27 protein-coding genes and 1 tRNA gene are annotated in these 24,893 nt (G+C 70.4%); 14 read left to right on the forward strand and 14 right to left on the reverse strand.

All coding sequences use genetic code 11. The features are described from left to right. Positions 1-63 precede the first annotated feature (63 nt). Positions 64-816: a choice-of-anchor P family protein gene (locus SACAZDRAFT_RS11445; protein WP_005441750.1), complete on the reverse strand. Its 753-nt coding sequence runs from the start codon at positions 814-816 to the stop codon at positions 64-66. A gap of 66 nt (positions 817-882) precedes the next feature. Continuing rightward, the gene (locus SACAZDRAFT_RS11450) at positions 883-1,653 is read right to left on the reverse strand and encodes a L,D-transpeptidase family protein (RefSeq protein WP_005441752.1); all 771 of its coding nucleotides are present in this window, start codon (positions 1,651-1,653) and stop codon (positions 883-885) included. Positions 1,654-2,303: 650 nt separating this feature from the next. Between SACAZDRAFT_RS11450 and SACAZDRAFT_RS11455 the strand changes: the two genes are divergently transcribed. The 4 genes from SACAZDRAFT_RS11455 (at position 2,304) to SACAZDRAFT_RS11470 (ending at position 5,108) form a co-directional block, all read left to right on the forward strand. Next, entirely contained in the window at positions 2,304-2,756 is a 453-nt protein-coding gene (locus tag SACAZDRAFT_RS11455; protein WP_005441754.1) for a DUF6319 family protein, read from the forward strand. Between the two features lie 119 nt (positions 2,757-2,875). After that, positions 2,876-3,598 (forward strand): VIT1/CCC1 transporter family protein, encoded by a 723-nt coding sequence (locus SACAZDRAFT_RS11460; protein ID WP_005441756.1) that lies wholly within the window; start codon positions 2,876-2,878, stop codon positions 3,596-3,598. Between the two features lie 47 nt (positions 3,599-3,645). Beyond that, positions 3,646-4,158, forward strand: coding sequence for a phage holin family protein (locus SACAZDRAFT_RS11465; RefSeq protein WP_005441757.1), 513 nt, complete (start codon positions 3,646-3,648; stop codon positions 4,156-4,158). A 17-nt stretch (positions 4,159-4,175) separates the two neighbouring features. Further along, positions 4,176-5,108: an alpha/beta fold hydrolase gene (locus SACAZDRAFT_RS11470; RefSeq protein ID WP_005441758.1), complete on the forward strand. Its 933-nt coding sequence runs from the start codon at positions 4,176-4,178 to the stop codon at positions 5,106-5,108. Here SACAZDRAFT_RS11470 and SACAZDRAFT_RS11475 read toward each other — a convergent pair whose 3' ends face one another. The 4 genes from SACAZDRAFT_RS11475 to nth are packed head-to-tail and all read right to left on the reverse strand — an operon-like array spanning position 5,109 to position 8,381. Then, positions 5,109-6,293, reverse strand: a complete 1,185-nt coding sequence (locus tag SACAZDRAFT_RS11475; protein WP_005441759.1) for a MarP family serine protease — start codon at positions 6,291-6,293, stop codon at positions 5,109-5,111. Positions 6,294-6,295: 2 nt separating this feature from the next. After that, positions 6,296-6,997 carry an NUDIX hydrolase gene (locus SACAZDRAFT_RS11480; RefSeq protein WP_005441760.1) on the reverse strand — a complete coding sequence of 234 codons (702 nt, stop codon included), beginning with the start codon at positions 6,995-6,997 and terminating at the stop codon, positions 6,296-6,298. After that, a complete protein-coding gene (locus SACAZDRAFT_RS11485; RefSeq protein WP_005441761.1) occupies positions 6,994-7,614 on the reverse strand; it encodes a TlpA family protein disulfide reductase in 621 nt (206 codons plus the stop codon). The genes SACAZDRAFT_RS11480 and SACAZDRAFT_RS11485 overlap by 4 nt, the downstream gene beginning before the upstream one ends. Further along, positions 7,611-8,381 (reverse strand): endonuclease III, encoded by a 771-nt coding sequence (gene nth / locus SACAZDRAFT_RS11490; protein ID WP_198283868.1) that lies wholly within the window; start codon positions 8,379-8,381, stop codon positions 7,611-7,613. Before nth ends, SACAZDRAFT_RS11485 begins: the two co-directional genes overlap by 4 nt. Positions 8,382-8,492: 111 nt before the next feature. On the opposite strand from nth, the gene SACAZDRAFT_RS11495 reads away from it, so the two are divergent. The 3 genes from SACAZDRAFT_RS11495 to SACAZDRAFT_RS11505 all read left to right on the forward strand — a co-directional run bounded on the left by SACAZDRAFT_RS11495 (position 8,493) and on the right by SACAZDRAFT_RS11505 (position 11,391). Then, positions 8,493-8,744 (forward strand): hypothetical protein, encoded by a 252-nt coding sequence (locus tag SACAZDRAFT_RS11495; protein WP_005441763.1) that lies wholly within the window; start codon positions 8,493-8,495, stop codon positions 8,742-8,744. Between the two features lie 217 nt (positions 8,745-8,961). After that, positions 8,962-9,636, forward strand: a complete 675-nt coding sequence (locus tag SACAZDRAFT_RS11500) for a Crp/Fnr family transcriptional regulator (RefSeq protein ID WP_005441764.1) — start codon at positions 8,962-8,964, stop codon at positions 9,634-9,636. Between the two features lie 504 nt (positions 9,637-10,140). Then, on the forward strand, positions 10,141-11,391 hold the full coding sequence (locus SACAZDRAFT_RS11505) for an MFS transporter (RefSeq protein WP_005441766.1): 1,251 nt from the start codon (positions 10,141-10,143) through the stop codon (positions 11,389-11,391). A 7-nt stretch (positions 11,392-11,398) separates the two neighbouring features. Here SACAZDRAFT_RS11505 and SACAZDRAFT_RS11510 read toward each other — a convergent pair whose 3' ends face one another. From SACAZDRAFT_RS11510 to SACAZDRAFT_RS22755, 6 genes are read right to left on the reverse strand one after another with little or no spacing between them, the layout of a single operon-like run. Then, positions 11,399-12,178, reverse strand: a complete 780-nt coding sequence (locus SACAZDRAFT_RS11510) for an MBL fold metallo-hydrolase (RefSeq protein ID WP_005441768.1) — start codon at positions 12,176-12,178, stop codon at positions 11,399-11,401. After that, positions 12,175-13,008, reverse strand: a complete 834-nt coding sequence (locus tag SACAZDRAFT_RS11515; RefSeq protein WP_005441772.1) for an NUDIX hydrolase — start codon at positions 13,006-13,008, stop codon at positions 12,175-12,177. The genes SACAZDRAFT_RS11510 and SACAZDRAFT_RS11515 overlap by 4 nt, the downstream gene beginning before the upstream one ends. Before the next feature lie 39 nt (positions 13,009-13,047). After that, positions 13,048-14,430, reverse strand: a complete 1,383-nt coding sequence (locus tag SACAZDRAFT_RS11520; protein WP_005441774.1) for a hypothetical protein — start codon at positions 14,428-14,430, stop codon at positions 13,048-13,050. Between the two features lie 35 nt (positions 14,431-14,465). Next, positions 14,466-15,098: a hypothetical protein gene (locus SACAZDRAFT_RS11525; RefSeq protein WP_005441780.1), complete on the reverse strand. Its 633-nt coding sequence runs from the start codon at positions 15,096-15,098 to the stop codon at positions 14,466-14,468. Then, positions 15,098-15,553, reverse strand: coding sequence for a RidA family protein (locus SACAZDRAFT_RS11530; RefSeq protein ID WP_005441781.1), 456 nt, complete (start codon positions 15,551-15,553; stop codon positions 15,098-15,100). The genes SACAZDRAFT_RS11525 and SACAZDRAFT_RS11530 overlap by 1 nt, the downstream gene beginning before the upstream one ends. Positions 15,554-15,565: 12 nt before the next feature. Beyond that, positions 15,566-15,727, reverse strand: a complete 162-nt coding sequence (locus SACAZDRAFT_RS22755) for a DUF4177 domain-containing protein (protein WP_005441783.1) — start codon at positions 15,725-15,727, stop codon at positions 15,566-15,568. A 33-nt stretch (positions 15,728-15,760) separates the two neighbouring features. Between SACAZDRAFT_RS22755 and SACAZDRAFT_RS11535 the strand changes: the two genes are divergently transcribed. Genes SACAZDRAFT_RS11535 through SACAZDRAFT_RS11545 form a run of 3 tightly spaced genes read left to right on the forward strand, consistent with a single transcriptional unit; the run spans position 15,761 to position 18,188 of the window. Continuing rightward, entirely contained in the window at positions 15,761-16,009 is a 249-nt protein-coding gene (locus tag SACAZDRAFT_RS11535; protein WP_005441785.1) for a hypothetical protein, read from the forward strand. Positions 16,010-16,041: 32 nt separating this feature from the next. Next, on the forward strand, positions 16,042-17,049 hold the full coding sequence (locus tag SACAZDRAFT_RS11540) for an ArsA-related P-loop ATPase (RefSeq protein WP_198283942.1): 1,008 nt from the start codon (positions 16,042-16,044) through the stop codon (positions 17,047-17,049). After that, complete coding sequence (locus SACAZDRAFT_RS11545; protein ID WP_005441789.1) at positions 17,046-18,188, forward strand: ArsA family ATPase; 1,143 nt, start codon at positions 17,046-17,048, stop codon at positions 18,186-18,188. The genes SACAZDRAFT_RS11540 and SACAZDRAFT_RS11545 overlap by 4 nt, the downstream gene beginning before the upstream one ends. A gap of 33 nt (positions 18,189-18,221) precedes the next feature. On the opposite strand, the gene SACAZDRAFT_RS11550 is transcribed toward SACAZDRAFT_RS11545, so the two are convergent. After that, positions 18,222-18,521, reverse strand: coding sequence for a WhiB family transcriptional regulator (locus SACAZDRAFT_RS11550; RefSeq protein ID WP_005441790.1), 300 nt, complete (start codon positions 18,519-18,521; stop codon positions 18,222-18,224). A 255-nt stretch (positions 18,522-18,776) separates the two neighbouring features. Here SACAZDRAFT_RS11550 and SACAZDRAFT_RS11555 point away from each other — a divergent pair, with 255 nt between their 5' ends. The 3 genes from SACAZDRAFT_RS11555 (at position 18,777) to SACAZDRAFT_RS11565 (ending at position 22,184) form a co-directional block, all read left to right on the forward strand. Then, on the forward strand, positions 18,777-20,936 hold the full coding sequence (locus SACAZDRAFT_RS11555; RefSeq protein ID WP_005441792.1) for a transglycosylase domain-containing protein: 2,160 nt from the start codon (positions 18,777-18,779) through the stop codon (positions 20,934-20,936). Positions 20,937-21,129: 193 nt separating this feature from the next. Further along, positions 21,130-22,071, forward strand: coding sequence for a metallophosphoesterase (locus SACAZDRAFT_RS11560; protein ID WP_005441794.1), 942 nt, complete (start codon positions 21,130-21,132; stop codon positions 22,069-22,071). A gap of 39 nt (positions 22,072-22,110) precedes the next feature. Continuing rightward, positions 22,111-22,184 (forward strand) — tRNA-Pro (locus SACAZDRAFT_RS11565). Between the two features lie 68 nt (positions 22,185-22,252). Here the strand turns inward: SACAZDRAFT_RS11565 and SACAZDRAFT_RS11570 are convergent. Beyond that, positions 22,253-22,996, reverse strand: coding sequence for a class I SAM-dependent methyltransferase (locus SACAZDRAFT_RS11570; protein ID WP_005441795.1), 744 nt, complete (start codon positions 22,994-22,996; stop codon positions 22,253-22,255). 35 nt (positions 22,997-23,031) lie between these two features. On the opposite strand from SACAZDRAFT_RS11570, the gene SACAZDRAFT_RS11575 reads away from it, so the two are divergent. Further along, positions 23,032-24,888 carry a prolyl oligopeptidase family serine peptidase gene (locus SACAZDRAFT_RS11575; protein ID WP_005441797.1) on the forward strand — a complete coding sequence of 619 codons (1,857 nt, stop codon included), beginning with the start codon at positions 23,032-23,034 and terminating at the stop codon, positions 24,886-24,888. The last annotated feature ends 5 nt before the right edge of the window (positions 24,889-24,893 follow it).

A 24,893-nucleotide genomic window follows, 5' to 3' on the forward strand; every position in this document is an offset into this window, starting at 1 on the left:
CAACGAAGGGCGGCCTCCACCCTGCTCGTGGTGGAGGCCGCCCTTTCGTCCGCGTGACGTCGATCAGCCGGTCACGTCGAGGTGGCCCGGCTGCGGCACCGGCACCGGGGCCTTGCCCTCGTCGTCGGGACGCGTGCCGTCGTCACCGTCGTCGTTCGACGGCGGCGTGGTGGGCTCCTCCGGCTTGTTCGGCTCTTCCGGCTTGTTGGGCTCCTCCGGCTTCGGGGCCTCGGGCTTCTCACCGCAGGTGGCGGTGGAGAGGTCCACGGTCTGCGTGCCGTCGAGGAGATCCACCGACAGGGCGCTCACCGTCAGCGTGCCGTCGCCGTTCTCGGTCTGCTTGTTGAGCGTGATGCGGGCGAGGCCCTGCAGCGGCTCGGGGACGAGCTCCGTGTTGGGCTGGAGCTGGTCGATGTCGACCGTCGTGCCCGCGATCTTCAGATTGGCCACGGAGGTGGCGCCGGTCAGGTCGTCGCACTCGGCCGTCACCAGACCGACCTCGATGGTCGGCACACCGGGCAGGCCCAGCTTGACGTCCGTGGTGCTGGCCTTGGCGAAGCCCTTTTCGACCGCCGAGTTGAACACGCCGGCGTGCAGGATGCGGTCCGAGCCCGGGGGCAGGTCGGTGTGCACCAGGTGGTCCTTGCCCTCACCGACCACGTGCGGCACCTTCGTGATGTTGATGAGGCCGTTCGCCGACAGAGCGTAGGCGTTGTCCTCCCCTTCCGCGACAGCGGCGGGAGCGAACGCGATGCCGCCCGCGACCAGCGCGGACAGGACACCGGCACCGAGAGCGGCTGTTCTCTTGTTCGACAAGGCTGTGCCTTTCTTGAGTCGGTTGTGCTTACTGCGGTGATTTCTCGGGTGAAACCCGCTCGCCGGTCAGACGATGTTGACGATCGTGCCGAGCGGGAGCTTGGTGAGTGCGTCCAGAGCCTCCTGTGTGACCCGGATGCACCCGTCACTGTTGGCCTTGCCGACGAAGCTGTCGTCGGGCCAGGTGTGGATGCCGACCGTGCCGGGGCCACCGCCGTAGGTCTCGTGCGAGTCCGAGTGGTAGCTCAGCGGCAGGACGATCGGGCTGTAGTCGTTCACCGTCTCCGCGATGGAGGCGATGATGTAGGCGCGACCGGTCGGCGTCGGCGAGTCGGAGCTTCCGATGCCGACCGTCCATTCGCCGATCTGCTTGCCGTCCTCGAGGATCTCCAGGGAGAACGCGTCGAGGTCGACATTGACCACGAAGTCGTTCTCGGCCGACTCGACGGCGTCGCCCGACGTGTCGATCCACCCGCTCGCGCCGTTGGGCCTCGTGGGCAGAAGGATCTGCGCCCAGTCCCCCTCACGCTGGATGACGGGCACCCACGTCGGCGACGAGATCTGCTGGACGGGCAGTCGCGCGATCGCCTTTCCGTCCACGGCGTCGTGCACGGTGAGCTCGCGGGTCGGGTGCAGCACCTCCCCGTCGGTCGCCGCACGAGGGTCGGGGTCGGTAGGCGCATTCGGGAGCTTGCCGTGCGTGGTGGCCTCGGGAAGGTTGGCCGCCGACTGCTCCTGCTGCTGCTCTCCACCTGCGGCTTCCGCCGTGTTCTCGGCGTCCGAACCACACGCGGCGGTCAGCAGTGTCAGCGTCGCGGCGGCCGCGAAGGCCACCATCCTGCGAGAGGACCGTCTGCGGCCGGCCGGACCTGCCGACCGACCCCGGGAAGTACCGTTGCTTTCCATTTATCGCAGTCCCTGGAGGAATAGATCAACTGGGCGAGTGGTCGTAATTCAAGCAAAGTCGGAAACCCACTCGAAACCCAGGTTCACCGGCCACCCGAAACCGCGGTTCCGTGATCAGAAAAGGGCCGAAATCCTGCCGAAACGGTGCGCGACCGTCCACAATGGCATCACCCCGGGAAGGGCTTCGAGACCCCACCTAGGCACCACGTTCGGTAATTGATCATGGCAGATCGCTACGGAGAGTCGAACTAGTGCACGGAGAACCGCCCTCCGGCCCCCTGCTCACCACTCGACAACTGGACACTTCCGGACGCATTGCTCCGTTCCGCAACCTTTTTTTCGCGCTTTTCATCCTTTCGTGTGCACACCTGTAACGCGACACTCGCCCCGGTGGAACACCGACACTTTTCCAAAAGGTCTCAGATTGGTTACAGGCGCAACCTCGACGCATATTCGCTACCGCTTTTTCCTCGCGCTCGGCGAGCAACCCCTCCGAGTGAGCAGTCGAACGAACGTTCTATCCTGGTCGCCCGCAGGATCCTCTCGTAGGACAACCTCTTCTCGAGGAGACGACACTGACGATGACCGTTGACGCTGCTTCCGCGACCCAGGATCGAGACGACGCCCCGGTGAGCCACGAGAGCGAGCAGGGGAACGCTGGAACCTCGGGACCCTCTTCGGAAGAGCGAGAGCAGCAGGCACAGCCCGAACCGGCCCAGCCGGAGCCCGCCAAGCGCGCGAAGCCCAAGAGCAGTGCGCGCAAGACGAGGACGGTCGTCCTCACCCTCACCGTCACCGGCACGGCCGACGGCGAGTGGCAGGCCGAGCTCAAGCACGGCAGCAAGTGGGTCGCGAAGGGTCTGGACATCCCCGCCTCGGCGGTGTCCCGAGCGGCCAAGGAGCTCCACGAGGAGCTCTCCGCGCCGATCGACGAAGTGATCAACGAAGCCCGCGAGCAGCAGCAGGCCAAGGTGGCCCAGCTCGAGGCCGAGTTGCAGCAGGCCAAGCAAGCCCTGGCCGAGCTGGAGAGCTGACGGCGCCGGAGTCCGGTCCGTAGGACGAGTCGAGGGCGTGGGCGGCGTGCCGAACCAGCACGTCGCCCACGCCCTCGCGTCACGTTGCCGGGGCGACGGGCCTGCGTTGTGATGGAGCGGTGTCCGAGACCTCGAAGCGCGCCCACGCCGACGAGCCGCACTCGGGCGATGTGGGCGGCAAGCTCAACTGGCTGCGGGCGGGAGTGCTGGGAGCCAACGACGGCATCGTCTCCACCGCGGGACTGGTCGTCGGTGTCGCCGGTGCCACGACCAGCCACCAGGCCATCCTGTTCGCCGGACTCGCCGGCGTGGTGGCCGGTGCACTCTCGATGGCCGGGGGCGAGTACGTCTCGGTGTCGACGCAACGGGACACCGAACGCGCGCTGCTGGAGCTGGAGCAGCACGAGCTGCGCACGATGCCCGAGGAAGAGGAACGGGAACTGGCCCTGCTGTACGAGCAGAAGGGTCTGTCCCCCCGGCTGGCCGCCGACGTGGCTCGGGAGCTCACCGAGACCGACCCGCTGCGGGCCCACGCCGACGCCGAACTCGGCATCGACCCCGACAGCCTCACCCGCCCGTGGCAGGCCGCTTGGGCGTCCTTCATCGCGTTCACGGCGGGCGCGCTGCTGCCACTGCTCGCCATCCTCCTGTTCCCGCCGCCGGCCCGGGTTCCCGCCACGGCCGCCGCGGTCGTCGTCGCACTGGCCCTCACCGGTTGGCTGAGCGCTCACCTCGGCCAGGCCTCTCCCGGCCGCGCCGCCGCCCGCAACGTCGGGGTCGGCGCGCTCACGATGCTCGTGACGTACGCCGTGGGCTTCGTGTCCAGCACCGTGCTCGGGTAGGCCCTCGCGGCGCGCCCGGCGCGCCCCGAGATTGATCACGTGGCACGATGAGGCGCGTGAGCAGCCCCAAGAACCTTCCGGGGGACGGCGCGGGTGGCGGCCCTGCGGTGCCCTACCTCCCGCTGTCCTCCGACGACGCAACAGCACAGGACGCGTCCATCGGCTCGTTGGTGAAGGACGCGGCCCAGCACGTGTCCACGCTGGTCAGAGCCGAGGTCGAGCTGATCAAGTCCGAGGCCGTCGGCGAGGCGAAGAAGGCCTTCAAGGGCAGCCTGTTCTTCATCGTGGCCGGCGTCGTCGCCCTGTACAGCTCGTTCTTCTTCTTTTTCTTCCTCGGCGAACTGCTCTCGGAGTGGCTGCCGCGGTGGGCGTCGTTCGGCATCGTGTTCCTGCTGATGCTGGTGACGGCCGGTCTCGCGGCGTTCGCCGGTTACCGGAAGTGGAAGCGGGTGCGCAAGCCGCAGCGTTCGATCGACAGCCTGAAGGACACCGCGGACGTGCTGCGGCACCGACGTGTGCCCACCACTGAGGACACCGTCGGCTCCACCCCGGCTCGCTGACCTCGCTGGTCCACACCGTGTCCGCTCCCGATCCCTCGACAGTGCGCCACGCGGGGCCCTGGACGCATCGTGACGTGTCCGCCAACGGCATCCGGCTGCACGTCGCGGAACTCGGCGCCGGACCCGCCGTGCTCCTGTTGCACGGCTTCGGTGAGTTCTGGTGGGCCTGGCATCACCAGCTGCGGGCTCTCGCGGACGCGGGCTACCGGGTCGTCGCGGTGGACCTGCGTGGTTACGGGGACTCCGACAAACCGCCCCGCGGCTACGACGGCTGGACGCTGGCCGGCGACGTCGCGGGGCTCGTTCGCGCGCTCGGCGAACGTCGTGCACACCTCGTCGGGCACGCCTGGGGCGGCCTGCTCGCGTGGTCGGTCGCGGCGCTGCACCCTCGCGTGGTCGCGTCGGTCAGCGTGGTCGGCGGGGCGCATCCCCTCGCGCTGCGGTCGGCGGTCCGGCGGACGTGGTGGCGGCGGCGCGGCCAGGCCGGAGCCATGAACCATCTACTGCGTTTCCAGGTGCCGATGGTGCCCGAACGCAGACTCGTGGCGGACGACTCCGCCGAGATCGAACGGCTGCTGCGCTCGTGGTCCGGCGGCGCGTGGCCGGCGCAGCCGGAGTTCGCCGAGGTGGCCCGCCGGTTCCGGCACGCCATGCAGGTGCCCGGCGTCGCCCACAGCGCGCTGGAGTACTACCGGTGGGCGTTCCGGTCGCAGTTCCGCGGCGATGGACGTCGCTTCGCCGAAGCGGTCGCCGACCGCGTGAGCATGCCGGTGCTGCAACTTCACGGCGACGCCGACCCGTGTGTGCTGCCGGAAACGGCGCGGGACTCGGCCCCGTGGCGGGGTCCGGGCTCCCGGGTGGAGTGGTTGCGGGGTGTCGGCCACTTCCCGCACCTGGAGGCGCCGGAACAGACGACGAAGCTGCTCACCGACTTCCTCCAGAACGCCTGATCAGCCTGTGCACGGCCCCGTCGACGCTCCGGACGTGTAGGCGCGGGCGCGCTGGATCTCGTCCCGGACCTCGTCGGCAGTGAGGACGAATCCCGTGTCCGGATCCTCCACGGAGGCGCCGAACACGACCCCGACGACCTGCCCGTTCGGGTCGATCAACGGCCCGCCCGAGTTGCCGCTGCGCACCTCACCACGAACGGTGTAGACGTCCCGCTGGACGGTGGCCGAGTCGTAGATGTTCGGTCCACGCAGGGTGATCCGCTCACGGATGCGTGTCGGCGTCGCCGTGTACGGACCATCCAACGGGTAGCCGAGGGCGATCGTGTCGTCCCCCGCGTCGGCGGGCTCGTCCGCGAGGGCGAGCGGGGCGGCGGACAGCCCGGGGACGGCGAGCACCGCGAGGTCCGTACCGGGGTCGTAGTGCACGACCTCGGCGACCAGCGGCCCCTGCGCCGTCTCCACCGAGACCGCGTTGGTGCCCGCGACGACGTGCGCGTTGGTCATCACCCGTTCGTCGTCGACGACGAATCCGGTGCCTTCGAGCGAGCGCGAACAGCTCTGCGCGGTGCCGCGCACCTTCAACACGCTGCTGCGCACCCCCTGGACCACGGCGCTGTTCTGCAGCTCGGGGTCCGGCGGCTCGATCTCCCGCACGGGGGCTTCCTGGAACGGCGCCAGGATCGACGGGAAACCCGATTCGTCGAGCAGCTGACGCAGCTCGCCGGGCAGGCCCCGCGCCGCCTCGGGCATCACCTCGTTGACGCCGCCGAGCACCGACGACTCGTTGATCGCCTTGGTGAGCCCGGGCAGGGCGGCGACACTCGTCAACGGCAGCGCGATGAGCCAGGCCACCACGAACACCACGGCGCCCTGGACGATCGCGCCCAGTGCGTTGTCGACCCCCGCCAGTTTGGGAGAGGAGATCCGGCGTTTGAGCTTGTGGCCGACGTAGACGCCGACGGTCTCCCCGAGCGCGACGAGGAACACGACCGTTCCGACGGCGATGGCCACCCTGGCGGCGGGGTTGTCGAACACCTCGACGACGTAGGGCGCGAGCCGGATGCCGAGCACCGCGCCGACGATGACGCCGGCGAAAGCGGGGAGGGCGACGAGCGAACCCTGACGTGCACCGGAGATCGCCGCGAGCAGAGCCAGCACGATCACCAGCACGTCGACCCAGTTCACCGTCACTCCTTCGCCCGACCCGGCGGGGCCACCGCACGTCCTTCGTGTTCGGCCAACGCTACGTCAAGGTCGCGCACGTTGTGACGGTCCCACTCCGTGGCCCAGCCACCCAGATCGAGGAGTACCGAGAGCAGACCGCCCGTGAAACCCCAGACGAAGAGACCCCGCACCGAGAACGCCGGGCCCCGCCAGCCTCGCTTCTCGACCTGGAACCGGTTCGCGGGATCGGCGAGCTCCGCGAGCGGCACCCGGGCCACCGCGGCCGTCTCCGCCGGGTCGACGGGCCGCACGGGCGAGGGCCGGTGCCAGTGCGCGAGGACAGGGGTGACCACGAACCGCGACACGGGCACGTAGAGCTCGGGGAACACCGCGAGCGGCCGGACACCGGCGGGCGCGACCCCGGTCTCCTCCTCCGCCTCCCGCAGGGCCGTGGTGACCGCGTCCTCGCCGTCGTCGGCGCCGCCTCCCGGGAACGCCACCTGACCGGCGTGCGAGCCGAGGGTGTCGGCCCTGCGCAGCAACAACACGTCCGGCCCGGCCTCGGCCGTCTCACCGAACAACATCAGTACGGACGCGGGCCGCGCCGCCGCGGAAGGCGGGCCCGTGACCCGGGTGAACGTGGCCGGGTCGGCCGCCTCGCTGGCCTTGACCAGCGGTTGCAGGAACTCCGGTGTCTCGTGGGGCGGCACCAGTGGTCCGGTCATCGTGCGCCTTCCGCAGAGTCGACGGCGTCGACGATCTCCTCCACCGACGTGAACAGCCGGGGGTTCGTCACCAGGCGGGCCTCTCCGCCCTCGACCACGTAGGAGGCGGGCAACCCGGTGGGCACGCGCAGCGCTTCCCGGACCGGGCCCCTGGCTCCCTCGCCGTCGTGGAGCGCGGGAAGCCGCACCCCGAGTTCGGTCAGCAACCCGAGTCCGTCCTCCGGCGAGCTCTGCACCTGCACCGTCACGACGCGGGCGGCGTCCGGGCGCTGGGCGTACTCGGCGAGCAGCGGAAGCTCCTCCCGGCAGGGTTCACACCAGGTGGCCCAGACGTTGACCAGCGTCGGCCCCTCCCCCAGCGCGTCGGCCAGCGCGACCCGTGATCCGTCGCCGAGGCACAGGGTCTCCACCTCCGCCCACGCCCCGGAAGCAGCGCGGGAATCCTCGGCGTCCGCGCCGCCTTCGGGGACGCACGCCGCGAGCGCGGCCCGCTCCCGGGCCGGTCCGAGGTCGGTACCGGGCTCCGTGGGCTGGTTCTGCGCCCGGGGCAGCAGAGCGACGATCAGCGCGAGGGCGAGGGCGCCCACCGCCAAAGCCCACTTCGTCGCGGTCGTCAAGAGCCGGCCACCAGCTCGAGGATGTGGTCGCGCTCGGCTCCCTTCACGAGCTTCGCCGCGACGTCGAACTCGGTCGGCCCGGCCCCGTAGGACGGACAGTCCTTGGCCAGCGGGCACGCACCACAGGCGGGCTTGCGCGCATGACAGACGCGACGCCCGTGGAAGATCACGCGGTGCGACAGCATGGTCCACTCCTTGCGGGGGAACAGGGAGCCGACCTCGTGTTCGACCTTCACCGGGTCCTCGCTGTCGGTCCAGCCCCACCGCCGCACCAGGCGGCCGAAGTGGGTGTCGACGGTGATTCCCGGCACATCGAAGGCCTCACCGAGCACCACGTTGGCCGTCTTGCGCCCCACACCCGGCAGCTTCACCAGCTCGTCGAGCGTGCCCGGCACCTCGCCATCGTGCCGATCCACGAGGGCCGCCCCGAGCCCCATCAGCGACGTCGCCTTGTTGCGGAAGAACCCGGTGGGCCTGATCAGTTCCTCCAGCTCGGCGCGGTCGGCACCCGCGTAGTCGGCCGCCGTCGGATAACGCGCGAACAACGCGGGCGTGACGGCGTTCACGCGCTCGTCCGTGCACTGCGCGGACAGGATGACCGCCACCAGCAGCTCCAGCGGCGTCGAGAAGTCGAGCTCACAGTGAGCGTTTGGGTACACCACATCGAGGCAACGCTTCATACGCCGTGCACGTCTCACCAACGACAACCGGCTCTGCTCAGCGACTGCGCGCCCCCTGCGGGGGGCGTGACCGACGGTTGACGACACCCCGCTAGCCTACGTGCGCCGTCGGGTCAGGAAGCCACCTCCTTCGCTGACGTCGGGTCACCAGCGGTGACCTGGCGACCGAGCCCGGATAAATTAGGGATCAGGAGTGATATGACCGTCTGGTTCGTGATCGCGGTGCCGGTCGTGGTGATGCTCTTCGCGCTCGGGATGGAACGGGTCGAGCACCGACTGCGTCACGTGTCCGTGCGCGGGGAGGACGTCGAGGAGTTCCTGGAGCAGGCCCGGCCCGACGAGGTCAGGGCGCTCTACGGCCACGGGATCGGCCGCGCGCTGGAACTTTTCCGGCTGCGTAGGCTTGCTGGTAAGGCAGCCAAGGGGAAGCAGCGTAGCCTCCGGAGTTAGGCTGTTCGGTCGGACGAGATACTCCGCCAAGCCGTTCAACAGCGAGTATTCGGGCGAACGCGGTCAGTTCACATTCCCTGTACTCGCGGGTAGCCAAATGCCTTTCGACGGCCCGAGCGCGGAGCGATCTCGGGGGCACGCCCTACACTGCATGTAGTGATCGGCGGCACCGTTTCCGCGCGCGGAGGCGGTAGCCGCTACCCAAAGGAGGCACGAGGTGGACGAGACCCTGGCCCGCGCGGGCATCTTCCAGGGTGTGGAACCGGCTGCGGCCGAGGCGCTCGCGCAGACTCTGGAGACAGTGGAATTTCCCCGTGGCCACGTGATCTTCAACGAGGGTGAGCCGGGGGACAAGCTCTACATCATCAAGTCGGGCAAGGTGAAGATCGGCCGCAAGTCGGCCGACGGTCGCGAGAACCTGTTCCAGATCATGGGCCCGTCGGACATGTTCGGCGAGCTGTCGATCTTCGACCCGGGCCCTCGCACGTCGACCGCGACGACGGTCACCGAGGTGAGCGCGGTCACGATGGACCGGCCGGCGCTGCGGCAGTGGATCTCCACGAGGCCGGAGATCGCCGAGCAGCTGCTCCGGGTCGTGGCCCGCAGGCTTCGCCGCACCAACAACATGGTCGCGGAACTGATCTTCACCGACGTCCCAGGACGTGTCGCCAGGGCGCTGCTGCAGCTCGCCCAGCGGTTCGGCAGCCAGGAAGCCGGGCTGCTGCGCGTCACGCACGACCTCACCCAGGAGGAGATCGCCCAGTACGTGGGTGCGTCGCGCGAGACCGTCAACAAGGCGCTCGCCGACTTCGCTCACCGCGGCTGGCTTCGCCTGGAAGGCAAGAGCGTGCTCATCCTCGACCCGGAGCGGCTGGCCCGAAGGGCTCGCTGACCTGCGCGGCACGACCGCGCGACTCCCGGACGACGAGTCCTCGGAAGCTGAAGACGGAACAAGGGGCCGGGCGCCACCCCCGACGTGGCACTGATCCGGCCCCTTGTCCGTTATGCGCGGGCCATCCCCCGACAGACCGCGCTCCCCGCCCTCCGGTTGTAGGCCCCGACCCGAAACCCGGAGGGAGTCTGTAGTTGTCGACGTCCGCCGCATTCCCCGACGGACGTCCATCGACGTGAAACCTTGAGGCTGCTGCTGTCTTCGATGGTGCAGCGACGGAGCCTTCCCCGATAGGGTCCCATGGCCCCACCCCGTGGGTTCAAGTTCTTTCACCCTCAAAGACGCCTGGGGTGGCGATTTGATGCCGGAGTGACCGGCACCGTTATCGATCCGATATCTACTTACCCCGACAGGGTGCGTCTTACACCCCTTTCGCGTCGATTCTCTCAAGATTTTCGAGCCCCGGAGTGGTACCCCCGTACCATCCTAGCCATACTGGTACGTGTGTCCCACTCTGCTGAGTCCGGTCGCACGACCCTCGCCGACTACCGGGTCGCCCTGACCACGCGGGCCGCCCGTCGCCCCCTCGTCGCCTCGTTGCTGGCTCGGCTCCCGATCGCGATGATCGGCATTTCCGAGCTGCTCTACGTGCAGCACGAGACCGGCACCTACGCGGTGGCCGGGCTGGTGTCGGCCAGCACCCTGCTGGGCGTCGCCGTGGGTTCGGTGGTGCAGGGCAGGCTCATCGACCGACTCGGCCCGACCCGGCCGCTCGTCGTCGTGTCGCTGCTGTTCGCCGTGTCGGTCGCCGCGCTCGTGACCGCCATCGAGAGTCAGGCCGCCACCGCCGTGCTCGTGGCGCTCGCGTTCGCCATCGGGCTGTTCGAACCCGCGTGCGGTTCGGCGTCCCGCGCCCTGTGGGGCAGGCTGCTCTCACCCGGCCCCGCGCTCACCGCCGCGTACTCGTACGAGGCCATCAGCATGGAGGTCTTCTTCATCCTCGGGCCGGGCCTCGCCGGAGCACTCGTGGCGGCACCCTGGCCCGGCACCGGAATGGTGCTCGGCTCGGCGTGCATGGTGGTCGGCGCCGTGATGTTCGCGCTCAGCCCCTCGGTGCGCGCGTGGCCCCCGAGCCCTCGACGCGGCGCCCCGCTGCTGGGCGCGTTCGCCAGCCCCGGCATGCGCACGCTCGCCCTGGCCGCCCTCGGCTTCGGCCTCGTCATCGGTTTCGTCGAGGTCGCCGTTCCGGCCGCCGCCACCGCCGCGGGCAACACCGCCCTGGGCGGCGTCCTGTTGTCGGTGTGGTCGGTGAGCTCCGTGGCGTTCGGTGTCCTGTTCAGCCTGCGCCCGTGGCCGAGGCCGCTCGGTCTGCGGCTGCCCGTGCTGCTGGCCCTGTTCGCGGCGAGTGTCGCCCTGCTGGCGTGGCCCTCGACGCTGTGGGGGCTGGGCGTGGCGATGCTCGCCGCGGGCGCCCTCATCACGCCGCAGTCGACGACCCACTCGATGACCATCGAGCTCGTGGCGCCGAAGAACACGGCCGCCGAGGCGTTCGGCTGGGTACTCACGTCCATCACCCTCGGCCTGGCGATCGGGCAGTCGGCCAGTGGTTACCTCGTGGAGCGCAGCGGCCCGCCGCTCGCGTTCCTCGTGGCCGCGGGGTGTGCGGCGGCCGTCGCCGGACTCGTCTGGCTACGTCGCGCGACGGTGCGTCCGGTCGCCCCGGAGACCGAGCAACCCGACACCGCATTCGCGTGAACCGTCGTCAGCCGTGCGTGCGCAGATACTCCAGCTGCGCACGCACACTCTCCTCCGCCGGTGCCCACAACGCGGGGTCGACATCGGCGTACACGAGCTCCACCACCTGCCGCGGGGTGGCGTCCTCGCCCAGCCGCCGCAGGGCCTGACGCACCTGGTCGAGCCGCTGTTCGCGGTGGCGCAGGTACTCGCCTGCGGTGTGCGCGAGATCGGCCAGCTCGGGACCGTGCCCCGGCAGACCCAGCGCGCCCTCGGGCAGAGCCCGCAGCGTGCGCAACGACTCGAGGTACGCGCCGAGGTCGGTGAGCACGGTGGTGCCTCGGCCGAGCACCGTGTCACCGGTCAGCACGTGTGTCCGCTCGCCGTGGTCGAGGCGGAGCACCACGGAGTCGTCCGTGTGCCCCGGGGTGTGCAGGACCTCCAGCGCCAGCCCCGCCGCCCGCAGCACCTCGCCGTGCCCGATCGGACCGGCCCCGCGGCACAGCTGCGGATCGAACGCCCGCACCGGCGCGCCGAGTCGCTCCGCGACCACGTCGGCGGCCTCGGTGTGGTCGGGATGCCAGTGGGTCAGCAGCACGAGCTCGACGTCCGGCAGGCTCGCCAGGGTGTCCACGTGGTCGTCGAGCGCGTGTCCCGGATCGACCACCACCCGGCCGGACGCGCCGGGCGCCTGGAGGATCCACGTGTTGGTGCCGTCGAGCGTCATCGTCGACGGGTTGTTCTGCAGCAGCACCGTCGCCAGGGGCGAGACCTGGCGGAGCACGCCGTACGCGGGATGGCCGGTCACAGTTCCACCACCACACGCTCGCCGTCCCGCACCAACCTCGGCATGATGCGCCGGATCGAGCGCTCGCAGGCGAGGACCTCGGTCGTGGAGCCGAACCGACCGATCTCGTCGAGCGTGTGCCACGTCGGCGGCATGAGCGCCGCGCGGCCTGCTTCCGCATCGGCGATGGCGTCGGCAGGCCGCTGCCAACACGTCGACTCGGCCTCCGACGTCGCGCCGTCGGCGACCTGGCCCTGCGGCAGTGCCGCGACGAAGAAGCGCGCGTCGTACCGGCGCGGCTCCTCCTCGGGCGTGACCCAGTTCGCCCACGGCCGCAACAGGTCCGCGCGCACCACGAGACCCGCGTCGGCGAGGAACTCCGCCAGCGACAGCGTTCCCGACGTCAGCGCGGCGCGGGCGTCGGCATAGACACTCGTGTCGGCGACGACGTCGGACGGCGTGCCCGCGAGCAGCACGCCGGACTCCTCGAAGGCCTCCCGCACGACGGCACACACCAACGCCCTCGCCAACGGCTCCGGACACGAGAACCAGCGGGCCCACTGCGCGGGCGCGGGGCCCACCCAGCCCACGGACGCGTCGGCGTCCCGCTCGTCCACGCCACCGCCGGGGAACACGGTCATGCCCGACGCGAACGCCATGGTCTTGACTCGCCGTTGCAGGAACACCTCGACACCGGAGCCGTCGGCGGCATCACGCACCAGGACGACCGTCGCCGAGTCCTTCGCGGGCACCGGATCCGACGGCGTCTTCTTCGACATCGGCGGCACGACACTCGCGGGGACCGAGAAGCGATCCGCGTCCGCCCCGCCCAGGTTCGGGAAGTGAGTCACGGCCGCACGATACCGCCGATCAACCGGCGAAGGTCCCGCTCAGGGTCGTTCGGCTCCGTTGTTGCTCCGAGCCGCCTCGGCCCGTTCCCGCTCGGCGAGCTCGGCGTGCAGCTCCCGCAGCAGCTGCCGGTCGCGGTCGGACAGCTGCGGGTCGTCGAGGTTCAGCTCGGGAAGGTCGACCATGCTCGACGCGAGACCCGCGATCTCCCGACCACGCTCGGAGTCCTCGGCGATCGCGGCACGCAGCTGCGCGACCTCCTCGGCGCTCATCTCGGTGGTCTCGGCCACGCGGTTCTCCAGCTCGGCCAGCTCGTCGGCGGAGAACGACGGCTTCTGGCGCTCCGGTGTCGCCGGTGGCGTCGGTGGCGTCGGTGGCGTCGGTGGCGTCGGCGCCTCCTCGACCTGCTCCGCCGTCTCCGGCCGCGCGGCCGGCTCGGACGCGGGCTCGGACGCGGCCGCCGGGACGACCTCGGGCACGTCCGCGGCGACGGGGGCCACCGGCTCGGCGGCCTCGACCACGGGCGCCTCGTCCGGCGTGACCGCCACGCGCTCCGGTTCGACCTCCACGACCGAACGCGAACCGCCCGCCCGTGCCTGCGGGATCTCGACCGGACCGGGCTCAGGCTCGATCCAGGCGTGCTGCCCGGACTGCGGCTCGGGCGTGTGGGGCTGTTCCGGCGCCGCCACGGCGGCGTGGGCGGCGGGCCGCGGTTCCTCGGCCCGGGCACGAGCCGTTCCCGCGGTGGTCTTGCGCGGCGAGCGCGACCGGGACTTCGAGCCGCTCCCCTCACTGGTGGCCTGGCTGGAGGCCAGCCACACCGGCGTCGCCGTGGCGAGTGCCGCCTCGTGGTACTCGGTGCGTTCGGCGCTCGGACCCGTGACCTCCACGACGGCGCGGATGCCACTGCGCCGCAGTGCGTCCGCGACCCGGAACGCGACGGCGGGCGGATGCGCCTCGGGACCGATCTCGATCAACACCACCCGCTGGGGCAGCGGACCGGGAACACTGCCCGCCGGCGTGTTCCGCCACACGGCGTGCACCGACCGCACGTCCGGCAGCACCTGCAGCGTGCGGTCGAGGGCCTCCGCGATACCGGCGTCGGGATCGTTGTCCCGGCTGAACCGGTGGGTGTAGCCCGGCACCGAATCGCCGACGGTGAGCTGGTCGGCCAACGCCGCGTCCGACCGGCTCATCTCCAGTACGAGAGCGAGCTCCCGCTGCTCACCCGGCCGCACCATGATCCGGCCCGCGATCAGCGCGCCGACGGCGAGCTCCGCGGCGTCGTCCAGATGCGAACGGGCGACCAGCTCACGTGCCTCGGACAACGCGCTGTCGTCGAGCCGCCCGGCCAACGCCAGCAGGACGTTGTGCAGACGCAGCGGAACGGCGAAGCCGTCCTTGGGCAGACCTTCGTCCACCATCCCCCAACTCCCTCCAGCCCGCTGCGACGCGAGCGCTATGCGGGTACAAGCCTGTGGTGACCGGCGTCCACAGCGCCGACGCACACGAACCGGGAGTTCGCGAGCGCCGCCTCGTGGTAGGCGGGCAACTCGACCTGCGTCGGCAGAACCTCGACGCTGGGCGCCTCGTCACCCAGCACGCGGAGGACGCGCTGGAGTTCGCCGGTGAGGCGAGGCAGACCGGCCACGGCGGTGACCAGCAGGACTCGCTTGGCCTCGTCCTCGGCGGACCCCCCGTCGTGTCGCCAGCTCTCCCGGACCTCGCCCACATCAGGACGTCCCCGCAACGTTGCGTGCACCACCACGGACACCGAATCGACGGTGTTCACCCAATCGGGTGCTCCCGTGGTGAATGTGTACCGGTTCTCGGACGAGGCGTCCACCCCCAGTGTCGAACTGACCTCGTGCCAGTCCGCACCGTGCGGAATGAGACCGGCGACCAACAGGCGATACTCCGATTGGTCCAAATCAATCCTGTGCTTCAGCAAAGTCTTGGGCAGCGTCCTGGCCAGCGTGCCCATCGCGCCTTCGCCGAGCCAGTCGCGGAACCGCCAGAGCAACCGGTCGGGCAGCCTGCCCGCCAGCCGCAGGAGCAGTTCGTGACAGGAGTTCTCGATGTCCGGATCCATCACGCGACCTCCACGATGAGCTCGACCTCGACCGGCGCACCCAACGGCAACTCGGCGACGCCGACCGCCGCCCTGGCGTGCGCGCCCGCCTCGCCGAACACCTCGCCCAGCAGCTCCGACGCGCCGTTGATCACGGCGGGCTGACCGCCGAAGCCCTCGCTCGACGCGACGTAGCCCACGACCTTCACCACGCGCACCACCGAGTCGATGCCCACGAGAGCGTGGACGGCGGCGAGGCCGTTCAACGCGGCCGTGCGCGCGTACTGCTTCGCCTCCTCCGGGCTGACCTCGGCCCCGACCTTGCCGGTGGCCGCGAGCTCACCACCCACGAACGGGAGCTGCCCCGACGTGTAAACGTGCGAGCCCGTCCGCACTGCGGGGACGTAGGCCGCGACCGGAGCCGCGACGTCGGGCAGTTCGATACCGAGCTCCGCGAGCCTCGCGCTCCACTGCATGCGTTCGACCCCTCAGTCCTTCGGCCGCTTGAGGTAGGCGACGTGCTGTTCACCGCTCGGGTTCGGCAACACCGTGACCAGCTCCCAGCCGTCCTCGCCCCACTGATCGAGGATCTGCTTGGTGGCGTGGATCAACAGGGGCACCGTGGCGTACTCCCACTTCGTGGTACTCATGGTCGAACACCCTAGCCACTACGGTCTGATCCCGTGGAAGCATGGCGCATCCTCGCGACGGCGTTGCTCGGCGTGTCGGGGCTGATCGGAACACTGCTCGTCATGGCCCGCGCGCGGGAGAAGACGGGGCGCGGCACGACCGTCGCCGTCACCGGTCTGGTGGGTCTCACCGCGCTCGCGGTCGCCGCCGTTCTCACCCTCACCACGCTGCCCGGCCCCGTGACCTGGGCTCTGGCCGGTGCGACGGCGCTCATCGTGAGCGTCCTCGCACTCGCGAGCTGACCGGACGCCCACCATTTCCGGATACGCTTCGGATTGTGACTTCCCTGCCAGGCTGGACCGACGAACTCGCTCGGACCCGACTGCACTTCGTCACCGGGAAAGGCGGAACCGGCAAGACGACGCTCGCGGCCTCGCTCGGCCTCGCGCTCGCGCGGGGCGGCCGTCGCGTCCTGCTCGTCGAGGTCGAGGGCAGGCAGGGCTTCGCCCAGGTCTTCGACACCGAGCCGTTGCCGTACGCGGAACAGCGCATCGCGTCCGCACCGGGCGGTGGCGAGGTCCGGGCCCTGCACATCGACGTCGAGGCGGCGTTGCTCGAGTACTTCGAGATGTTCTACAACCTCGGCTTCGCCGGCCGGACGCTGCGCCGGATGGGCGCCATCGAGTTCGCCACCACGCTGGCCCCGGGACTCCGTGACGTGCTGCTCACCGGAAAGATCAAGGAGTGCGTCGGCCGCACCGACTCCGACGGCAGGCACGTCTACGACGCCGTCGTCGTCGACGCCCCGCCCACCGGCCGGGTCGTGAAGTTCCTCGACGTCACCAGGGCGCTCACCGACGTCGCGAAGACCGGCCCGATCCGCGGGCAGGCCGAGGGCGTCGTGCGCCTGCTGCACTCCGGCGAGACGGCCGTCCACCTCGTCACCCTGCTGGAGGAGATGCCCGTGCGGGAGACCCTCGACGCGGTGGCCGAGCTCGACGGCGCGGACCTTCGCCCCGGCGCGGTGCTCGTGAACCGGGTCCGGCCGCCCCGGCTGCCCGCGCCGTCGCTGACCCCCGCCGCCGACGGGCAGGTCGACGAGAACGACGTCCGCGCCGGGCTCCGCTCGGCCGGGCTCGACCTGCCCGACTCCACGGTCGAGGCGCTGGTCACCGAGACCGTCGAACACGCCATCGGGATCGCCGCCGAGGCGCGCTCCTCCGAGCAGCTCGCCGAGGCCGACCTGCCCACGCTGCGGCTTCCCGACCTCCGAGGCGGGGTGGACGTCGCGGGGCTGTACGAAATCGCCGACGCACTGGTGGACCAGGGAGTACGCCTGTGACCGACCAGCTCGACATCGACAGGTTGCTCGACGACCCCGAGACCCGCGTGGTCGTGTGCTGCGGGTCCGGTGGCGTCGGCAAGACCACCACCGCGGCGGCACTCGCGCTGCGCGCCGCCGAGCGGGGCAGGCAGACCGTGGTCCTGACCATCGACCCCGCCCGCAGGCTCGCCCAGGCTCTGGGCCTGCGCGAACTCGGCAACCAGCCGAGGAAGGTCACGGTCGCGGGGTTCGAGCCCAAGGGCGAGCTCTGGGCCATGATGCTCGACATGCGCCGCACCTTCGACGACATGGTGCGCAGGCACGCGGGCCCCGAACGCGCCGAGCAGCTCCTCGCCAACCCCTTCTACCAGACGATCTCCACGTCCTTCTCCGGCACACAGGAGTACATGGCGATGGAGAAACTCGGCCAGCTGGCGGCCACGGAGGAATGGGACCTCATCGTCGTCGACACCCCGCCGAGCCGGTCGGCGCTGGACTTCCTCGACGCCCCGAACCGGTTGTCCGCCGCGCTCGACGGCCGGATGATCCGGCTGCTGACCACGCCCGCGCGGGCCGGGAGCTGGGGCCTGCGCAAGGTCGTCAGCGCCGGCTTCTCGATGTTCGCCAAGGCCGTGTCCACCATCCTCGGTGGACAGCTGCTCGCCGACGCGTCGGCGTTCATGCAGGCGTTCGACTCGACCTTCGGCGGATTCCGGGAACGCGCCACCAAGACCGCCGAGCTGCTGCGGTCGAAGGGGACGGCGTTCGTGGTCGTCGCCGCACCCGAGCCCGACGCGCTCCGCGAGGCCAGCTACTTCGTGGAGCGGCTGTCGACCGAGTCGATGCCGCTGGCCGGGCTGGTCGCCAACCGCACCCATCCCGTGCTCGCGGACCTCTCCGCCATCGACGCCCTCGCCGCGGCCGAGGCGTTGGAGCGCCGGGGCGGCGAGGGTGACGGCACGGACGCCTCGCTGGCGGCAGCGGTGCTACGGCTGCACGCCGACCGCGTCGAGATGTCGCAACGCGAGGAGCGCCTGCTCGCCCGTTTCACGAAGGCGCATCCCCACGTCGCGGTGACCACGGTGCCCGCGCTGCCCAGCGACGTCCACGACCTCACCGGGCTGCGCGACGTGGGCAACCGCCTGGCCGGTGCGTGACAGCGCCCGCGTGATCCCGCACCGCGTCGGGCGTCAGGACACGCGCTGCGCGGCGGGCTCGTACTCCCGCTTGGCCGATTCGAGCAGGTCACGCCAGCTCGCCACCTCCGGCCTGCGGCGAAGCAGCGCGCGGCGCTCGCGCTCGGTCATGCCGCCCCAGACGCCGAAGTCGATACGGTTGTCCAGCGCCTCCGCCAGACATTCGGTGCGGACCGGACAACCCATGCAGACCAGCTTGGCCCGGTTCTGTTCGGCTCCCCGCACGAACAGGCCATCCGGATCGCTGTCCCTGCAGAACGCATGGACGCGCCAGTCCGAGAAGTCGTACCTCATACCCCCAGCTCCTACCCTGTTACGACCGGCAGGCAGGCGACGGAGCGTGCGACCGCGTCCCCCACGAGCAGGTCTTTTCGTACTCACGTCCCTCCGACGAAGCCTCCCCAGGCGTCGTTCCCGTGAGTTTGTTGACGGACTGTAGGGGCTTCCGGTTCCCTCCGCCAAGCCCCCATGGTCATTTGTTATCAGACGGCCTCTGGCTCAAGGGAACGGGTCACCGCGATCACACCACGGTGTGCGTACCCTTAGTGCGTGAGTATCCGGAGCGGTCTGTTCAAGCTGCTGGGTCTGTGTCTGCTCGCCGGTGTCCTTGTCGCGGGGCTGATGTTCCCCGTCGCCGGGGCCGCGGGAGTGATCTCCAATCAGGCCAGCGAGACGGTGGATTCGATGTCGTCCGAGCTCGCCGACGAGCCACCACCCCTGGTCACGACCCTGACCGACCGCGACGGTGAACCGTTCGCGACGCTGTACAAGCAGTACCGAATTCCGACCACGTCGGACCAGATCTCCGAGGCCATGAAATGGGCCCTGGTCTCCGTGGAGGACCGTCGTTTCTACGACCACCACGGGGTGGACTGGAAAGGGACGCTTCGGGCCGCGATCAGCAACTCGTCCGGCGGTGACACACAAGGTGCCTCCACGCTGACGCAGCAGTACGTCAAAAACTATTTGATCAATGTCACCTATCGGGGTGACGAACTCGGGCAGCAAAAGGCGCAGGAAGTGTCGATCGCCCGGAAGTTGAAAGAGGCGCGCGTCGCCATTCAGCTCGAGACGAAGATGACCAAGGACGAGATCCTCACCGGGTACCTCAACGTCGTCGAGTTCTCCCGCCAGATCTACGGTGTCGGCGCCGCCGCGCAGGCCTACTTCGGCACCACGGCGGACAAGCTGAAGGTGCACGAGGCCGCACTGCTCGCCGCCATGGTCAACAACCCCGCCGTGCTCGACCCGTGGAACAACCCGGAGAAGGCCAAGGAACGGCGCAACTTCGTGCTCGACAAGATGGTCGAGAACCGCAAGCTCGACCCGGCCGACGCCGAGGAGATCAAGCAGCAGCCGTTGGGCGTGGTGCCCGGTGGTCCGGACAAGCCCGCGTCCACCTGCATCAGCGCGGACCCGGAGTTCGGCTTCTTCTGCCAGTACGTCGAGGACCACCTGGTGGAGGACCTCGGCATGGACAAGGACGACCTCTACACGGGCGGCTACGTCATCCGCACGACGATGGACCGCGAGGCCACGCTGAAGGCGAAGGAGGCCGCGGAGAAAGAAGTCCGCAAGGAGGAGCCGAACGTCGCCAACACGCTGTCGCTGGTGAAGCCCGGCAAGGACCGGCACGAGGTGATCGCGCTCGTGGCCAACAAGGACTACGGGACCGACGCCGACGCGGGCCAGACCGTCTACGGCCTGCCCTACGAGGTCATCAACGTGCTCGGCGCGGGCTCCAGTTTCAAGATCTTCACGGCCGCGGCGGCGCTGGAGCAGAAGAAGGTCGGCATCCACGACACCGTTCCGGTGCCGAACTTCCACGTGTCGCCGGTGTTCAACTGGGGTGGCGAGCACTGTCCGACCCGCCCTTCGGGCATCCGTTCGTACTGCGTGCAGAACGCCAGCGACAACCCGGACTCCTCGATGTCGCTGCAGGACGCGCTGGCCAAGTCGCCCAACACGACGTTCGTGATCCTCGAGGAGTGGACGGGCATGGGCCCGGTCGTGGAGATGGCCGAGAAGCTCGGACTGCGCAAGACGATGGCGACGCGTTTCGCCGACGGGCGGGCTCCCGACCCCGACCACGAGAAGACGGAGTACAGCCTGACGCAGAAGGAATATCTCGGCCCGAACGAGCTGGCGCCGAACGGGCGCGGCTTCTTCACGCTCGGCGCGAGCCCCGTCAGTGGTCTGGAGATGGCGAACGTCGCCGCGACGATCATGAGCGGCGGGGTGTGGTGCTCCCCGACGCCCGTCCTGGAGGTCAACGACCGGGCGGGCAAGGACTTCCCGGTCAAGGAACCGGAGTGCGAACAGGTGATCCCCGAGGGCGTGGCGAACACGCTCGCGGTCGGCATGAGCAAGGACATCGCACCAGGCGGGACGGCGGCGAGGGCCGCGTCCTCGGTGGGCTGGGACCGGCCGATGATCGGTAAGACCGGGACCACGCAGTACCAGGGTTCGGCAGCGTTCGTCGGCGCGACCCCGCAGCTCGCCGGTGCGGCGATGGTCTTCCGCCCCGACCGTCCCCACGGCGGTCTGACCTACGGCGGGCCCGGCAACGTCCGTGCCACGGCCGACGGGAACATGTTCGGTGGCGTGACGCCCGCCCAGACCTGGTTCCGGGCCATGAAGCCGATCATGGAGGGCGAGCCCGTGCAGCCGCTCCCGCAGCCTGATCCGGAGTATCTGAAGGTCAGGTGAGCTCGGGTGGACCGGTGGGCGCCCCGGTTCCGCGCTGCGGAGAACCGGGGCGCCACCTCACGGAAACCCGTCACCCGATCAGGTAATTTCCGCGGGCACCGTGGTGCGGAGCCGGTGACAACCCTTATGGGGCACAGCGAATCGCCGGTCACCACGCGTACTCTCGGTAACACACGTCGCCTCAAGGATGATGATGAAACGCCTCGTGACGGGGACGGCGGCGCTGGCCGCTGCGACCCTCGGTTACGCCATCGGCATCGAACGCCGGCACTGGACTCTGCGGACCGCGGAGTTGCCCGTCCTCGCCACCGGTGCCCGCCCCATCCGGGTGCTGCACGTGTCCGATCTGCACATGTTGCCGAACCAGAAGTCCAAGCAGCAGTGGGTGGCCGAGCTCGACCGGCTCAATCCCGACCTCGTCGTCAACACCGGTGACAACCTCGCGCACCCGCAGGCTGTCCCCGCGGTGCTGCGCGCGCTCGGACCACTGCTGCACCGGCCCGGGCTGTTCGTGTTCGGCAGCAACGACTACTACGCACCGAAACCGAAGAATCCGGCACGCTACCTCATGCCGAAAGGCAAGAAGAAGCGCATCCACGGCGCCCACCTGCCGTGGCGGGATCTGCGGGCCGCGTTCATCGAGCACGGTTGGCTCGACCTCACCCACGTGCGGCGCACGCTCACCGTGGGCGGGCAGCGGGTCTTCGCCGCGGGCGTCGACGACCCGCATCTGCACCGCGACCGCTACAACGACATCACCGGCACTCCCGATCGGCACGCGGTACTGCGCCTCGGCGTGACGCACTCGCCGGAACCGCGGGTGCTGGACCCGTTCGCCGCGGACGGCTACGACCTCGTCCTCGCCGGGCACACCCACGGGGGCCAGCTGCGGCTTCCGGGTGTCGGCGCGTTGGTCACGAACTGCGAGCTCGACCGGTCGCGGGCGCGGGGCGCCTCGCGCTGGGGAGCCGACATGTGGCTGCACGTCTCGGCCGGCCTGGGCACGTCGCCGTACGCGCCCGCTCGGTTCGCGTGCCCACCGGAGGCGACCCTGTTGACGCTGGTCCCGCGCGGGCGCGCGCTGCCGAGCGCCGAAAGTGCGGCCCGCCGTCAAGCCGCCAGCAACGTCCGCTAGACTAGGTGTCGACCCGCTGGGGTTCCCCCAGAAGAACATCGGGGTGTGGCGCAGCTTGGTAGCGTGCCTCGTTCGGGTCGAGGAGGTCGTGGGTTCAAATCCCGCCACCCCGACGTCGAAGAGCCCCCGTCCGGGACACCGGGCGGGGGCTCTTTCCGTTTCCGGGCCGGTCTCTGCCGGCTCAGCGCACGGCCACCGTCTCCACCCAGCACTGACTCACCTCGCCCTGCCCTCCGCGCACCCACATCCAGGCCGAACGCGCGGCACTCGCGAGCTGGGGGTCCATGTGCTCGCCGGCGTCGCGGAGCACCTCGGCCAGCTCGCTCTCGATGGTCCGGCCCAACTGCCGGTAGTCCGCGCCGCGGTGGAAGCGGGCGCGGGAGCGGATGTCGGAGAAGCCCGCGAACCGCACCCAGTCCTCGACGTGCCGGCCCGCCGCCGGGTCGCCCCCCTCGCGCTTGCGCAGCATGGTCCAGCCCCGCAGCGCCGCGTCGACGTTGGCCGTCCGGGGCGTGACCCTCGTCCGGCTCCAGTCGGGCGTCGACAGCGCGAGCAGACCTCCGGGCCGCAGCACCCGGGCGCACTCGGCCAGCACGCAGCGGGGCTCGCGCACCCGGTCCAGCACCCCATGGGCGTAGACCACGTCGAACGACGCCGACCGCAGCGCGAGGGCGGTGGGGCTCGACGCGACGAACTCGGTGGTGGAGACCGCGGACAGCAGGCTCGCGTGGCGGGCCTCGCTCAGGTCGTCGACGTCGACGTCCACACCGACGACGCACAGCGGATGCGTCGCCGTGCCGAGGCTCGCCATCAGCCGGACGTCACCCCGACCGGCGGGAGGTACGCAGCCGAGCGCGAGCACCCGCATACCCGGCCGCAACAGCGGCAACACGAAGTTCGCGTGACCCGACTGCCCCTCACTCACGTGGTCAACCCTACGGACCTGGCAGGATCACCGGAGTGAGCACACAACATCCGAGCCCCCGAGTTCCCGAGACGTTGTTCGGCGAGCCCGAAGCCGAGGCCCGTTGGCGGGCGCGGTTCAGCGCGGCCCGGGTGTCGTTGCCGAGCTGGGCACTCGACGCACCGGACGCGAACCTCTACGTGTCGAACGCGAGCGGCGTCTGGGAGCTGTACGCCTGGGACCGCGCCACCGACACGCACCGTCAGGTCACCGACCGGCCCAACGGCACCATGCACGGCACGGTGTCGGCGGACGGCACGTGGATCTGGTGGTTCGACGACACCGACGGAGACGAGTTCGGCTCGTGGGTGCGGGAACCGTTCGCCGGTGGCGCGCAGGGCAGCCGGCCGGTCCCGGCGCTGCCCGACGTCCCGGCCGGGTACCCGGCGGGCTTGGCGCTCGGCCACGAGCTGTGTGTCGTCGGGGTGTCCACGGACGACGGCACGGCCCTGTACGCGCACCGCGACGGGCGGACCGAACGGTTCTACGCGAGCGAGTACGACGCCGAGGTGTCCGCGCTGTCCCGTGACGAGCGGCTGATCGCGATCGGACACTCCGAGCACGGCGACTCGCGCCACCCGGCGCTGCGGGTGCTGACGTCGGACGGCTTCGACGTCGTGGCGGAGAAGTGGGACGGCGAGGGCAAGGGCCTCGGCGCGCTGGCGTTCTCCCCGGTGAAGGGCGACTCGCGGCTGCTCGTGCAACACGAGCGGCGCGACCGCGAGGAGCTGCTGATCTGGGACGTCGAGTCGGACACGGAGACCGAGCTCGACATCGACCTGCCCGGGGAGCTCACCGCCGACTGGTACCCCGACGGCCGGTCCCTGCTGGTCGCGCAGTTCGACAAGGGCCGCAGCCGCTTGTACCGGTACGACCTCGACGCGGCGGCCGGGACCACGGCGCTGACGTCGTTGAACTCCCGCCCCGGTTACGTCGGTGGCGCCGCGGTACGCCCCGACGGCGCGGTCGAGTACACCTGGTCGAACGCGGCGGAGCCGCCCCTCGTGCGGGTGCGCGACGTGAACGGCGAGGACCGCGTGCTGATCACGCCGCCCGGTGAACGCGCTCCCGGGTCGCGCCCCGTCGAGGACGTCTTCGTGCCCGGCCCGGGTGGTGACGTGCACGCTCTGGTCTCGACACCGGAGGGCGGTGCGGCGGGGACTCCGGTGCCCACCGTGTTCCTGCTGCACGGCGGCCCGCACGCCGCCGACGAGGACCGCTTCTCCGCCTACCGCGCGGTGTGGCTGGACGCCGGCTTCGCCGTGGTGGAGGTCAACTACCGCGGTTCGACCGGCTACGGCTCGGCGTGGCGGGACGCGATCGAGGGCAGGCCCGGGCTCACGGAGCTGGAGGACGTCGCGGCCGTGCACGACTGGGCCGTCGACTCGGGACTCGCCGACCCCGAACGGTGCGTGGTGGCGGGTGCCTCGTGGGGCGGCTACCTGACGCTCCTGGCGCTGGGCACGCAGCCGCAGCGGTGGGCGGCCGGAGTCGCCGGGGTGCCGGTGGCGGACTACGTCTCCGCCTACGCCGACGAGATGGAGCCGCTGCGGGCGTTCGACCGCGCGTTGTTCGGCGGTGCGCCGTCGGACGTGCCCGACGTGTACGAGGCGTGCTCACCGATCACCTACGTCGACGAGGTCCGGGCCCCGGTGCTCGTCCTCGCGGGAGACAACGACCCGCGCTGCCCCATCCGGCAAATCGAGAACTACCTCGACCGGCTCGCCGAGCGCGGTGCCGACTACGCGTTCTACCGCTACGACGCCGGGCACGGCTCGCTCGTCGTGTCCGAGACCGTGAAGCAGGTGGCCCTCGAGGTCGACTTCGCCCGCCGCGCCGTCGGCCTGGTCTGAGGAGC

Source organism: Saccharomonospora azurea NA-128, from assembly GCF_000231055.2.
GTDB classification, from domain to species: Bacteria; Actinomycetota; Actinomycetes; order Mycobacteriales; family Pseudonocardiaceae; genus Saccharomonospora; species Saccharomonospora azurea.

Coding starts and splice junctions, on each gene's coding strand:
- SACAZDRAFT_RS11495 (WP_005441763.1), top strand. CDS start 8,493: ATGACCGTCTGGTTCGTGATCGCGGTGCCGGTCGTGGTGATGCTCTTC.
- SACAZDRAFT_RS11520 (WP_005441774.1), bottom strand. CDS start 14,430: ATGGTGGACGAAGGTCTGCCCAAGGACGGCTTCGCCGTTCCGCTGCGT.
- SACAZDRAFT_RS11455 (WP_005441754.1), top strand. CDS start 2,304: ATGACCGTTGACGCTGCTTCCGCGACCCAGGATCGAGACGACGCCCCG.
- SACAZDRAFT_RS22755 (WP_005441783.1), bottom strand. CDS start 15,727: ATGAGTACCACGAAGTGGGAGTACGCCACGGTGCCCCTGTTGATCCAC.
- SACAZDRAFT_RS11465 (WP_005441757.1), top strand. CDS start 3,646: ATGAGGCGCGTGAGCAGCCCCAAGAACCTTCCGGGGGACGGCGCGGGT.
- SACAZDRAFT_RS11525 (WP_005441780.1), bottom strand. CDS start 15,098: ATGGATCCGGACATCGAGAACTCCTGTCACGAACTGCTCCTGCGGCTG.
- SACAZDRAFT_RS11560 (WP_005441794.1), top strand. CDS start 21,130: ATGAAACGCCTCGTGACGGGGACGGCGGCGCTGGCCGCTGCGACCCTC.
- SACAZDRAFT_RS11480 (WP_005441760.1), bottom strand. CDS start 6,997: ATGACCGGACCACTGGTGCCGCCCCACGAGACACCGGAGTTCCTGCAA.
- SACAZDRAFT_RS11450 (WP_005441752.1), bottom strand. CDS start 1,653: ATGGTGGCCTTCGCGGCCGCCGCGACGCTGACACTGCTGACCGCCGCG.
- SACAZDRAFT_RS11530 (WP_005441781.1), bottom strand. CDS start 15,553: ATGCAGTGGAGCGCGAGGCTCGCGGAGCTCGGTATCGAACTGCCCGAC.
- SACAZDRAFT_RS11550 (WP_005441790.1), bottom strand. CDS start 18,521: ATGAGGTACGACTTCTCGGACTGGCGCGTCCATGCGTTCTGCAGGGAC.